Raw genomic sequence first — 13030 nt, forward strand, 5'->3', positions numbered from 1 at the left:
GTTATTACTGGGGCAGGTAAGACCATTATATTATATCAAGCACGTCCGGCCGTGCACCGGAAAAGGCGGCCGGGACGGTGGGGAAGTGGCTTGTCCGGGCTGGCCGGCTATGGCCTAATGACCCCCTTCATTGCCGCCTGCGAGTGCCCATGACCCCGCTTTCTCCCCATGCCGCCTACCTTGACGCCCTGAATGCGGGCTTTCGTGACGACCCCGCCCAGCGCCGGGCCGTTGCCGCGCTGGAGCTGTGCCATCGCCAGCTGCAGGCGGGCGAGGCTGCCGGCGGCATTTACCTCTGGGGGCCGGTGGGCAGGGGCAAGACCTGGCTGATGGATGTGTTTTTCCGGAGCCTGACGGTGCCGGCCCGGCGGCTGCATTTTCATCATTTTATGCGCTGGGTGCACCGCCGCCTGTTCCAGCTCACCGGCACCGAGGATCCCCTGGCCCGGCTGGCGGCGGAGCTGGCCGCCGAGGTCCGGGTGCTGTGCCTGGACGAGCTGTTCGTGAGCGATATCGGCGACGCCATGCTGCTGGGGCGCCTCTGGCAGGGGCTGTTCGCCGAGGGCTTGGTGCTGGTCACTACCTCCAACCAGCCGCCGGAAGGTCTGTATGAAGACGGCTTTAATCGGGAGCAGTTTTTGCCGGCGGTGGCAGCCATGACTGAATGTATGCAGGTAGTAGCGGTGCATGGTGAGCAGGATCATCGCCTGCATCCGGGACGGCAACAGCAGCGTTACTGGGTGAACGAACCTGCTGCTCTTGCCGCCGTGTTTGAACAACTGGCCGGCACGAAGAAGAATACTGAGCCTTTAATGTTGGGTAATTGTTCCATTCCTGTGCTGGGATGCAGCAAGGGGGTGCTCTGGTGTCGTTATGCTGACTTGTGCGAGCAGCCGCTGGCGGCCCAGGATTTTATCGCCCTGTGCGATCAGTTTGAGCAAATATTGCTGAGCGAAGTGCCGCAGCTCAGTTGCAACAGCCGGCAAAACCCCATTGCCCGGGGGACGGAAGACGGCACCGCGCAGGTGGCTGCCGGCGATCGTGTGTTACCGGCGTTGTCTCGGCAGGACGACGGCGTGCGCCGTTTTATTGCGCTGGTGGATGAATGCTATGACCGCGGTATTCCGGTTTATATCAATGCCGCCGTGGCCATGGATGCACTCTATACCGATGGCGCGCTGGCGTTTCCGTTTCGCCGCACCCTGAGCCGGCTGAAGGAAATGCAGCTGGCGCGGTTTGGGGCTGAAACATAATGGCCAATAGCCGGTTGATAGGCCTGTTGCACGGGCCGCATGAGTCACGATCGTCAGGCGACCAGCCCGCGTTCGCAGCCGGCACTGATACTCATAGAAGGCACCGCTTAACGTGAAACCGAGATGCTGCTGAAATCCCGCCTTGCCGGCCTTTTCAATCTGGCCTCGCGCCTGATCCTGCACTATCCGGGCGTCGTCGCGCTGTTCGGGTTCTGCTCGGGCGTTGCCAGCTTCGTTCTGGTGGAGCGCCATGCAGGGCTGGCGAAGGTGATCGCGGTGGTGATGCTGGCCAGCTGGCTCTGGCTGATGCTGGAAAACAGCCTGCGCCGCGGCGTGGAACTCCGGTTCGGCTGGAAGGTCCCGCCTCCACTACTGCGTTACGTCACGCAAATGGTGCATCAGGAAAGCCTGTTCTTCATCATCCCGTTCTTCTTCTTCACCACCACCTGGAACAGCGGCCAGTCGGCGTTCACGGTGCTGCTGGGCATCGCCGCGCTGATCTCGCTGATCGATCCGTTGTATTACCAATGGCTGGCGCCGCGCCGCTGGATCTATCTGGCTTTCCATGCGCTGACGCTGTTCGCGGTCCTGCTGACGGCGCTGCCGATCATCTTTCATCTGTCCACGCCGCAGAGTTACCTCTGTTCGCTGATCATTGCCGTGCTGCTGGCCTTGCCCAGCCTGTTCAGCTTCTTTCCCGAATGGAACTGGAAAAGCCTGATCGCCATCCCGTTGCTCGCGCTTAGTGTCGGGCTGGTAGGCTGGATGGGTCGCATCTGGGTCCCTCCGGCAACGTTGTGGCTGACCGATGTCGCCGTGACCATGAGCATCGACGATGCCTCGCGCAAACCCGGTAACCGCCTGCGCCAGCTGTCCAGCCGGGAACTGCACGACAACGGGCTTTATGCCTTTACCGCGATTAACGCACCGCGCGGTTTGAAGGAGCGCATCTACCATGTCTGGGAGCACAACGGCCGGCGCGTCGACCGCATTCCGCTGGACATAAGCGGAGGGCGCGAAGCGGGCTACCGCGCCTGGACCCACAAGCGCAACTTCCCCGGCAACCCCGAAGGCCGCTGGCGCGTGCGGGTCGTGACCGAAGCCGGGCAGATGATCGGCATGCTGCGCTTCGACGTCACCCAGTGAACCGCCATGCCGGTCACGGCTCGAAATCAGACACACACCATCGCGGAGCCAAGCGGCGGGATCTGGCTGACCGCCACCATCGGTGTCGCCGCCGGGCTCGGCCACGAGGCCGCGGCAGTGCTCACGACCGGCTTCGCGCTGGTGAGCTTTCTGCTCATGCCACGAAATGCTGTCGCATTTCCGCCATATAACGCAGACTGGCCTCGGTCGCCGGCGTCAGTGCACGGGTGGCCTCTGGCGTAACCAGCAGATTGCCGTTGGCTTCCCGGGTGATCAGCCTCATTTGTTCCAGTTTGCTCACCTTTCTGCGCACCGTCTCCCGGGCCATGCCGCTGCACTCCGCCACCGACTGAATATTGATGGGCCGTCCCGCCGGGGTGGGCCGTTCGCCGGCCATAAACTGGTCATAGGTCATGGCACTGGCCTGACGCGCGGGCTGAGCGCGGGTGCCGATAATGCCCAGGATCAGCATTAAGTCGAGATCGCCGTCAAACTGCTGCCGCAGCTGGATCAGCAGGCCGGTCAGCGCTTCCACATGGGCCGGCCAGATGCGCCCGAAATGGGTGGTAAGGTGATCGTCTTCTATTGCCATGGTTTTTATATCTTTATGAAAAAGAAGAAAAAACGATGGCCCATTCTGGGCGACAGCAACCTTGTTGGCAAGCCGGCTTTGGCCGACACTAACTGACAGCTCAATCTTTTCGACCCCGATTAATGCCAAACCAGACTCAAATAACACAAGGGTGATCATGCCATGGGAATGAAACACGCTTTGGTCGTCCTGCTGGGAGCAGCGGCACTGCTGGCCGGTTGTGAACAAAAAGCGCCGCCGGCCACTGATGAAGAAACCGTGCGCCCGGCGCAAATCATGCAGGTCGGTGCCGGCAGCGGCGACAGCAGCCTGCGTTTTCCCGGCCGGGTACGGGCGGTGCAGCGGGCGGAGCTGGCCTTTAACGTGCCCGGGCGCATTGTGGAGCTGCCGGTACAGGAAGGGCAGAGAGTTATGCAGGGCGAACTGGTGGCCCGGCTGGACGGCGAAAACTATCAGATACGGCTGAATTCCGCTGAAGCGGAATACAACAAGGCCCGCACTGACTATAACCGGGTTAATCGCATCTGGCAGCAAAGCCAGGCCGTGGCGCGGGCGGAAGTGGATCAGAAGCGTACTGCCATGGAAGTAGCCCGGGCGGGCTACCTGGCTGCCAAAAAAGACATGGACGACACGCGCCTGCTGGCTCCTTTTGACGGCGTGGTGACCCGTCGCCAGGTGGAAAACTTCAGTAATGTGCAGGCCAAGCAAACGGTGGTCAGCCTGCAGGACACCCAAAGTCTGGAAATTGTGATCAGCGTGCCCGAGCGGGTAGTGCGCACCGCCCCCAAACAGCTTAAAGGCCAGGCAGTGTTTGCCGACAGACCCGGCCAGCCACTGCCGGTGGAGCTGAAGTCGTTCTCTGCCGAGGCAGACCCGCAAACCCAAAGCTATGAGGCGGTACTGGCACTCAGTGGTGAGCCCGGTTTTACTCTGCTGCCGGGCATGTCGGTAGAGATTATGCCTGATGCCATGGAGCAGGGAGCTGAAACGATCGTGACCATTCCCTTGCAGGCGGTAGTAGCAGGCCCGGACGGTAATACCAGTGTGTGGAAGGTTAACTCCGAGAGCCAGCAAGTAGAACGCCAGCCGATCACGCTGGGACCTGTTCAGGGCGAAAACGTGGTGGTAAGCACCGGCCTTGAAAGCGGTGAGCGCATCGTGACTGCCGGCGTTAGTCAGCTGCGGGAAGGCATGAAAGTGCGCCCCATGTCATCCACTCCCTGAACAAGGATTTTTCCGTGAATATTGCTGAACATACCCTTGCCAGGCGCACCATTGCCTGGATGACCTGTCTGCTGTTGCTGGTGGGCGGCTATATCAGTTATCAGAGCCTGGGCCGGTTTGAAGATCCGGAGTTTGTGATTCGCCAGGCGGTGATCTCCACGCCTTATCCCGGTGCCTTGCCGGCGCAGGTGGCAGAAGAGGTGACCGAAGCCATTGAGGAAGCCGTGCAGCAACTGCAGGAGCTGAAAGAAGTGACGTCGGTATCGCGCATGGGCGATTCCCTGGTAAAAGTGGAAATTGATATGCGCTTTGCCCACAGCGCCCGCGAGCTGGAGCAGGTGTGGGACAAGCTCAGACGCAAGGTGAACGATGCGCAGCGCCAGCTGCCGCCGGGGGCGGGGCCGTCGGTGGTGAATGACGACTTTGGTGATGTGTATGCGTTATTTTTTGCGGTCACCGGTGAAGGTTTTACTCTGCAGCAAATTAAAGACTACTTACGCGGGCTGGAGCGGGAGCTGCTGCAGGTGCCCGGCGTGGCCAGAATTGCGACTCTTGGTGCGCCTCAGGAAGCCATTTATCTGGAAATTTCTGCCGCCCAGGCAGCTCGCCTGGGAGTGCCCCTGAGCAATATCTATCAGACCCTGCGTCAGCAGAATGTGATCAGCGATGCCGGCAATCTGCAGATTGGCCCCCAGCGGATTTATTTCAGCCCTGAAGGACAGGCCGACTCGGTTGAAGCGCTGGGGAACCTTGCCATCACCTCGCAGGATGGCGACAGCGTGGTATTTCTGAAAGACCTGGCCACCATTACCCGCGCCGAGAGTGAGCCGCCCCGGGCGCTGATGAAATATGACGGTAAGCCCGCTATTGGGCTGGGCATTTCCCAGGTGGCCGGCGGCAACGTGGTGGACATGGGTGATGCAGTGCGCGCTCGGCTGGCAGAGCTGGACAGCGAGCGTCCCATTGGCATGGTGCTGAACGAAGTCTCTTATCAGTCCGACTCGGTGCGTGAGGCAGTAAACGGTTTTGTCTCCAATCTGGTGGCTGCTGTGGCCATAGTGGTGCTGGTGCTGGTGCTGTTTATGGGCCTGCGCAGCGGTATTATTGTGGGAGCCGTATTACTGCTTACCGTGGCCGGAACTCTGATTGTAATGCGGCTGGATGATATTGCCATGCAGCGGGTGTCACTCGGGGCGCTTATCATTGCCCTGGGTATGCTGGTGGATAATGCCATTGTAGTGACCGACGGCATTCTGGTGCGCATGCAAAAGGGCGAGCGGGCCGAGAGCGCCGCCGCGGCTGTGGTGCAGTCCACTCAGTGGCCGCTGCTGGGCGGAACCGCGGTGGGCATTCTGGCGTTCAGTGCCATTGGGCTGTCACCAACGGATATGGGGGAATATGCCGGCTCATTGTTCTGGGTCATTCTTTACTCCATGCTGTTCAGCTGGTTGTTTGCCGTTACCCTGACGCCCTTGTTTTGTGTGGCGCTGCTGAAAGTAAAGCCGGTTGCACAAGACAAGCCTGAATCGGGCATTATGGTGCGTTATCGCGGTATCTTGCGTACAGCTCTGCAGCACAGTGCCATTACCGGTGGCCTGCTGCTGGCGCTGCTGGCCGGTGCCATGTTTGGCTTTAAATGGGTTCAGCCGGGTTTTATGCCCGAGTCGGCCCGGCCGCAATTTGTGGTGGATATGTACCTGCCTCAGGGCACAGATATTCGGCAAACCGAAGCCGAGCTTGCCCGCATTGGTGACTTTGTACAGCAGCAGGATGGCGTGACCCATGTCACCAGCTTTATCGGGCAGGGTGGTTTGCGATTTATGCTGACTTACGGTCCGGAAGATCCCAACACCAGTTACGGTCAGCTGCTGGTGGATGTGGATGATCCCACGCAAATTGCCGGCATGGTTGCCAGCCTGCAGCAGCAGCTGTCCGAGCGCCATCCGCTGGCGGATATAAAAGTATGGAAGTTCATGCTGGGCCGGGGCGGCGGCAAAAAAATAGAAGCCGCCTTTATGGGGCCGGAGCCGGCGGTGTTGCGTAAGCTGGCAGAAGAGGCCAAGGCCATTATGGCGCAAGATGCCGGCGCCATTGCCATTCAGGACGACTGGCGTGAAAAAGTGCCTGTATTACGCCCTGTGGTAGATGAAGTGGCTGCTCGCCGTGCCGGCCTGACCCTGGCCGATATCAGCCAGGCCATTAACCGTGCCTTTAGTGGCGAACGTGTCGGCGTTTATCGTGAAGGTGACCAGCTGATCCCCATTATTTCCCGGGCACCGGCAGCCGAACGGGCTACCGCTGACATGGTGGAAAACGTGCAGGTATACAGCCCCACAGCGGGGGAGTATGTGCCGGTCAGTCAGCTGGTCACCTCCGTTAAGCTGGAATGGGTGGATGCCATCATTCGCCGGGTGGACCGGTTCCCTACCATTAAGGCGCAGGCCGATCCGTTGCCCGGTGAGTTGTCCGGACCGCTGCTGGAACGGCTGCGGCCCGAGATTGAAGCCATGGCGCTGCCTCCCGGTTACCGGCTGGAGTGGCACGGGGAAGATAAGGCCTCAAAAGAAGCTAATGAAGGGCTGGCGCTGTCGGCACCCTATGGTTTCAGTGCCATGATTCTGGCAGTGGTGGTCATGTTTAACGCCCTGCGTCAGCCGCTGGTGATCTGGCTGACCGCACCTCTGGCTATTATTGGCGTGACGCTTGGGCTGGTGTTGTTTCAGGTGCCGTTCGAGTTTATGGCGATACTGGGCCTGCTCAGCCTGATTGGCATGCTGGTGAAAAATGCCATTGTGCTGGTAGATCAGGCCGATGCCGAAATAGCCGGGGGTAAGCCGGGCTTTGCCGCCGTGATGGATGCGGCTGTGAGCCGGGCACGGCCGGTCTTTCTGGGGGCCTTTACCACCATTTTGGGGGTAGCTCCGCTGCTGATGGATCCTTTCTTCAAAAGCATGGCGGTCACCATTATGTTTGGTCTGGCCTTTGCTACCGTGCTGACCCTGATAGTGGTGCCGCTGCTTTATGTGGCTATCTTTCGCATCAGGCCCGTCGGATCATGAAGGGGGAATGGCAACAGGGCTGGCCGGTTCAGTCCGGAGTAGTCAGGTCGTCAGGTGTTTCACCATCGGTGGTTGCAGAGGCGCAGACGGTACGGTTTCTGCCACTGTCTTTGGCCTGATAGAGCAGCTCGTCGGCCTGGCGCAGGGTGTCTTCCAGCTCGCAGTCTTTGCTCAGGCTGCACAGGCCGATACTGACGGTGATAAGCAGCGGCGGATGCTCATCACCGACCAAGGGTGTCTGCCGCAACGACTGGTGCAGGCGCTGCGCCGCCTGCCAGGCCTCGGCTTCGGTGGCGCCGGGCAGCAGCACCACAAACTCTTCACCGCCCCAGCGACCGATAATATCGGACTGACGAAACACGTTTTTGCAAACCCGGGCAAAGTGCTCAATGACCCTGTCGCCGGTTTCGTGGCCAAAGTCGTCATTGATGGTTTTAAAATGATCCAGGTCCATCAGCATCAGGGCCGCCGGCGCCCGGCTCCGCTCAATGAGCGCCAGCTCCTGACTCAGGCGCTCCTTGATGGCCCGTCGGTTATACAGGCCGGTGAGGGGATCGGTGGACGCCAGATGGATCAGCTCTTTCTGGGCCGACTGCAGTTGCTCGATCAAGGCGGCCTGGGCCTGTTGAACGCGTATCAGCTCCAGGTTGTTCATCACCTGACTGGCCAGGGCGGTCAGGGCGATGCGCTGTTTCTCCGTCAGCTCCCGGGGCCGATAGTCGAGTACGCACAGGGTGCCCAGGGGAAAGCCTTCCGGACTTTTGAGCAGGGCGCCGGCATAAAAGCGCAAATAGGGCTCTCCGGTCACCAGCGGATTGCAGGCAAAGCGGGCGTCCTGTCGAGTGTCGGGCACAACAAATAACTCCGACTGCAAAATGACATGGGCACAAATGGAGATGTCCAGCGGGGTTTCCCTCACTCCCAGCCCCTGTTCGGACTTAAACCACTGGCGGTGCCGGTCGACGAAGTTGATCACGGCGATGGGCGTATCGCAGATCAACGCCGCCAGCTCGGTGATGTCATCAAAGGCACTGTCCGGTGGCGTGTCAAGAATATCGTAAGAGGCCAGAACAGAAAGGCGAGCTTCTTCGCTGTAAGCCCTGGCATCACCGGGCTGAGAGGAGTAAGAGGTCATGGTGTATTACCGGTTAGTGGTTGATCGACAACAAGCACGGGCACTCGATCACCTGTACGAGCCTCCCTGATATTGAGGGAGGGCGCTGCATCTGTCGCCCTTGTGTATCACTGCTGGTGCAGGGCGGCAGATAAACCCGCTCTGGGCCATATCACCGCACATATTGTGGGGCAAAAAACGGTAAAATATCTGGCACCCATGAGTATACCAATGCTTTGGACCATGTCGATACTGCCGATCGAGATAGTGCTCAGCTTTCATGCTGCTTTGATAAAGCAGCATCTTGTTTCGGTTGACTCGTTAACACCCTGCTTGAACAGATGATTATTCTGTCTGTTCCAGTTTTTGCAGGGAGTCGGCCAGCCCTTCAATACGTATTTTGCTGTCGCTGAGCAGCCGGCTTATCTCGTCCGCCGATGCTCTGGAGCGGGAAGCCAGCGTTCGCACTTCATCAGCTACCACGGCAAACCCGCGTCCCTGTTCTCCCGCCCGTGCGGCTTCAATGGCTGCGTTCAGCGCAAGCAAATTGGTTTGTTCGGCAATATCATTGATGGTGCGGGCAATATGCTGAATTTGCTCACTTGAGTGCAGCACTTCATTCATGGCGCTGTTAGTTTCATCAATGGTGAGTTTGCGTAAACTGATATCGGAGCCATACATTACCACTTTGGACAGGCGGCCGTTTACATTCATGATGGGGGTAAAAGTGACATCCAGCCACACAGGGTGTGCTGTCATACCGGATAAATCCAGGTCCTGCTTCAGGCTTTCTCCCTGATGCAACTTGCGCCAATCTGCTTCTCCCAGCAGTGTTAACAGTTGTGCCAGCGGGTTTTGGGCCGGGGCCGCATTTGATAGTTGCATTACCTTGTTGAGCAAGTCGTTGGTGTAGTTCAGTTTGCCATTCTGATCCCACTCTGCGACCACGAAAGAGGCACCGATGGCATCAAGTCTGGTATTAAATTCCAGCGCCTTTGATTTGGTTTCGGTGATATTGGCCTGAATGGAGATAAAGTGTTCCAGCTTGCCTTGCTCACTGAACACCGGATTGATTGCAAGAGATATCCAGTAGGGAGTGCCGTGTTTGTCGTAGTTCAGAATTTCGTCGTAGAAGGCTTCCCTGCGAGCAATATACTCACTGATGCGGGCCACGGTTTGCGGATCTGTCTGTTCGCCCTGAAGAAAACGGCCCGGTATTTTCCCCTGTACTTCCTCCGCAGTGTAACCGGTCAGTTCACAAAATCCGGGGTTAACGTATTCTATGCGTCCTTCTGTATCGGTAATAATCACTGCATTGTTAGTGCGGTTGGCCACCAGCGATAACAAGCGGAATTCTTCCCGCCGTGCGACCTCAGCGGTGACGTCTTTAAGAAAGGCAGTGTAAATGATACGTCCGCTGAGCTGGACTTTGGATAACGCCAGTGTGGCCCATAATTTGCTGCCGTCCTTGCGAAAGACCGGCACTTCACGGCTGGTGCCGACAATTTTATCTTTTCCGGTATCGCGATTGGCGTTGATATAGCCGTCGTGACTGGCCTGAAGCTGGTGAGGAACCAGCATTTTGACGTTCTGGCCAAGCACTTCGGATCTGTCATAGCCCCACAGCCGCTCCGCGGCCTGATTGAAAAAGGTGACAGTATTGTCTTCATCAATGGTGACGACAGCATCAATGGCCTGCTCCAAGGTCTGGTTAATCGTCTCACGCATATTGTGCTCGGCGGTGATGTCCCGCACAAAAGCGGTATAGCCGATGTGACGACCCAGCTGATAGCGGGAGAGTGACAGACTGGCCCACACCATTTGGCCGTCTTTGCGCTGCAGCTGAACCTCACGGCTGGTGCCAACAATCACATTTTTCCCTGTTTCCCGGTTGCGGTTGATATAACCGTCATGAGCTGCACGGATGGTGCCGGGGACCAGCATATTCACGTTATTGCCGAGTACTTCGTCTTTGCTATATCCCCACAGTCGTTCCGCGGCGGGGTTGAAGTAGATCACTTTGTTGTGCTGATCGATGCTGACAACGGCGTCGATAGCATTATCCAGTGCTTCTCTGAGCCGGTCATTACTGCTATGCCCGAGCCGAAGAAAACCAAAACTTTTGCTCCACCCCATAGTGTCAATTCCTTATGATTCACAAACGACCAATTCAGACCAAGACCGGCCATGCTCACCCTTATTTACATAATATTTTAAGCTTGGCCTAAAAAGTGAAAGTTAGCTGCGCCTGAGTTTGACGCCAACGGGATAGATGCGAAAATACCGCTTCCTCATGTGTGCTGTTGAGGTCTCGGTTCTGGGTATCAAATGAAATTGCGGGTATCAGAGCGGGTATCAAAGCAGTGTAAGGCTTTACTATTTCAATTAAATCAAAGAGATAAGTGCAATATGCTGCTGATGATCGATAACTACGACTCCTTCACCTGGAACCTGGTGCAGTATTTTGGTGAGCTGGGGCAGGAAGTGGTGGTGCGCCGTAATGACGACATCAGCCTGAATGAGATTGCCGCACTGCGGCCGGCTGGGCTGGTGATCTCTCCCGGCCCCTGCACCCCCAATGAGGCGGGAGTGTCACTGGCGGCCATTGAACACTTTGCCGGTGAGCTGCCCATTCTGGGCGTGTGTCTGGGGCATCAGGCCATTGCTCAGGCGTTTGGTGGTGAGGTGGTGCGGGCCCGGCAAGTGATGCACGGCAAAACCTCGGCGATTCGCCATACCGGCGGCGGATTGTTTGCGGAACTGCCCGATCCGCTTACCGTGACCCGTTACCATTCCCTGGTGGTAAAGGCTAACAGTCTGCCGGCCTGCTTTGAGGTGACTGCCTGGAGTGAAAACGCTCAGGGTGAGCGCGACGAGATCATGGGCATGCAACACAAAACGTTGTCGTTGCACAGTGTGCAGTTTCACCCTGAGAGCATTCTTACCCAGGGTGGCCATCAGCTGCTGGGAAATTTTTTAAACATTCTGTAGTGATACTGCAAACAGCTGCTTGCTTGTTCCAGACTCCGGGTCAGGCCCGGCGTGACCAGATCTGTAAGACCCGCTTTTTTGCCCATCCATACTATAAGTTTTTCTTATTCTGCTTATCAGGCTTTCTCGCTCGCAAGTGCTGGCGGCGAAAGGAATAATAGTGATGCGTGTTTATGCAGCTGTGCAGTGCTTGCTGCCGGTTTAAACACGCCTCGTTGCGAGCTTATGCAAGATAAATGACTACAGTTATTTTACTGGCAAAATAAACCACCAGAATTGTGACTTATCATAGAGACAAGTTATGGTTACTTTGCAATAATGCTTGCGTGTTTACATGGATTTAACTTTTATCGCAGAGCATGCTGCGGTAAATGGAGGAAGAGAAGATGTCTGATATGGCCGTTACCCGAGAACTCTTTGATGAAGTCATGGTGCCCAACTATGCACCGGCTCAGAGCATTCCTGTCCGTGGCTTGGGGGCCCGGGTGTGGGATCAGCACGGCAAGGAGTTTATCGACTTTGCCGGCGGCATAGCGGTGAATTGCCTGGGCCACTGCCATCCGGCGCTGGTCAGTGCACTCAAGGAGCAGGGCGAGAAGCTGTGGCATCTGAGTAACGTCTGGACCAACGAGCCGGCGCTGCGCCTGGGTAAAAAACTGGTGGATGCCACCTTTGCCGAGCGGGTGTATTTCTGCAACTCCGGTGCCGAGGCCAACGAGGCCGCGCTCAAGCTGGCCCGCCGTTATGCCATTGAGCACTTTAATGCCGAAAAAACCCAGATCATTGCCTTTAACCAGGGGTTTCACGGACGTACCTTCTTTACCGTCACCGTGGGCGGCCAGGCGGCCTATTCCGACGGTTTTGGCCCCAAACCCGCCGATGTTGACCATGTTCCCTACAATGATCTTGAAGCGCTCAAGGCGATGATGTCGGAACGTACCTGTGCCGTGGTCATGGAGCCGCTGCAGGGTGAAGGCGGCATTATCAGCCCGGATCCCGAGTTTGTGAAAGCGGTGCGGGCGCTGTGTGATGAACACAAGGCGCTGCTGGTGTTTGACGAAGTGCAGACCGGCGTGGGCCGCACCGGTGTCCTTTATGCTTATATGGATACCGGCGTTACCCCCGATATTCTTACCAGTGCCAAGGCGCTGGGCGGTGGCTTCCCCATTGGTGCCATGCTTACCCGCGCCGATATTGCCGCATCACTCAAGCCCGGCACTCATGGCTCCACCTATGGCGGCAACCCGCTGGCCTGTGCCGTGGCCGAGGCCGCCTTTGACACCGTTAACACGCCCGAAGTGCTGGCTGGTGTGAAAGAACGCGAAGGCTGGTACCGAGAAGAACTTGAGAAGATCAATGCCAAATATGGCTGTTTCTCGGAAGTTCGTGGCAAAGGCCTGCTGCTGGGCTGCGTGATGAACGAGCAGTTTGCCGGCCGCGCCAAGGACTTTTTGCAGGCGTCTTCCGAGGAAGGCCTGATGGTACTGATTGCCGGAGCCAATGTGGTGCGCTTTGCGCCTTCGCTGGTGATTACCAAAGAAGAAGTGCTGGAAGGTCTGGCCCGCTTTGAGCGTGCCGTAGCAAGAGTAGTGAACGGCTGATACACCGCTGCCGTTAACGGCGGGGCAGGGTGCCCCGCTTATTTCGTCAT

9 protein-coding genes are annotated in these 13030 nt (G+C 57.6%); 6 read left to right on the top strand and 3 right to left on the bottom strand.

What is annotated here, in order from left to right:
- Positions 1-149 precede the first annotated feature (149 nt).
- Complete coding sequence (gene zapE / locus N2M06_RS04075; protein ID WP_346351688.1) at positions 150-1253, top strand: cell division protein ZapE; 1104 nt, start codon at positions 150-152, stop codon at positions 1251-1253.
- Positions 1254-1376: 123 nt separating this feature from the next.
- Positions 1377-2399, top strand: a complete 1023-nt coding sequence (locus N2M06_RS04080) for a DUF5924 family protein (protein ID WP_346351689.1) — start codon at positions 1377-1379, stop codon at positions 2397-2399.
- A 154-nt stretch (positions 2400-2553) separates the two neighbouring features.
- Here the strand turns inward: N2M06_RS04080 and N2M06_RS04085 are convergent, their stop codons facing one another.
- The gene (locus tag N2M06_RS04085; RefSeq protein ID WP_346351690.1) at positions 2554-2991 is read right to left on the bottom strand and encodes a hypothetical protein; all 438 of its coding nucleotides are present in this window, start codon (positions 2989-2991) and stop codon (positions 2554-2556) included.
- 162 nt (positions 2992-3153) lie between these two features.
- On the opposite strand from N2M06_RS04085, the gene N2M06_RS04090 reads away from it, so the two are divergent.
- Positions 3154-4215 (top strand): efflux RND transporter periplasmic adaptor subunit, encoded by a 1062-nt coding sequence (locus N2M06_RS04090; protein ID WP_346351691.1) that lies wholly within the window; start codon positions 3154-3156, stop codon positions 4213-4215.
- Positions 4216-4229: 14 nt separating this feature from the next.
- Positions 4230-7274, top strand: coding sequence for an efflux RND transporter permease subunit (locus N2M06_RS04095; RefSeq protein WP_346351692.1), 3045 nt, complete (start codon positions 4230-4232; stop codon positions 7272-7274).
- 28 nt (positions 7275-7302) lie between these two features.
- On the opposite strand, the gene N2M06_RS04100 is transcribed toward N2M06_RS04095, so the two are convergent.
- Entirely contained in the window at positions 7303-8409 is a 1107-nt protein-coding gene (locus tag N2M06_RS04100) for a sensor domain-containing diguanylate cyclase (RefSeq protein WP_346351693.1), read from the bottom strand.
- 324 nt (positions 8410-8733) lie between these two features.
- Positions 8734-10524 (bottom strand): PAS domain S-box protein, encoded by a 1791-nt coding sequence (locus N2M06_RS04105; RefSeq protein ID WP_346351694.1) that lies wholly within the window; start codon positions 10522-10524, stop codon positions 8734-8736.
- A gap of 273 nt (positions 10525-10797) precedes the next feature.
- On the opposite strand from N2M06_RS04105, the gene N2M06_RS04110 reads away from it, so the two are divergent.
- Together N2M06_RS04110 and N2M06_RS04115 are read left to right on the top strand one after the other, a co-directional pair.
- Positions 10798-11379 (top strand): aminodeoxychorismate/anthranilate synthase component II, encoded by a 582-nt coding sequence (locus tag N2M06_RS04110; protein WP_346351695.1) that lies wholly within the window; start codon positions 10798-10800, stop codon positions 11377-11379.
- 386 nt (positions 11380-11765) lie between these two features.
- A complete protein-coding gene (locus tag N2M06_RS04115; protein WP_346351696.1) occupies positions 11766-12980 on the top strand; it encodes an aspartate aminotransferase family protein in 1215 nt (404 codons plus the stop codon).
- Positions 12981-13030 lie beyond the last annotated feature (50 nt).

This window comes from Oceanimonas sp. AH20CE76 (assembly GCF_039654065.1).
Classification (GTDB): domain Bacteria; phylum Pseudomonadota; class Gammaproteobacteria; order Enterobacterales; family Aeromonadaceae; genus Oceanimonas; species Oceanimonas smirnovii.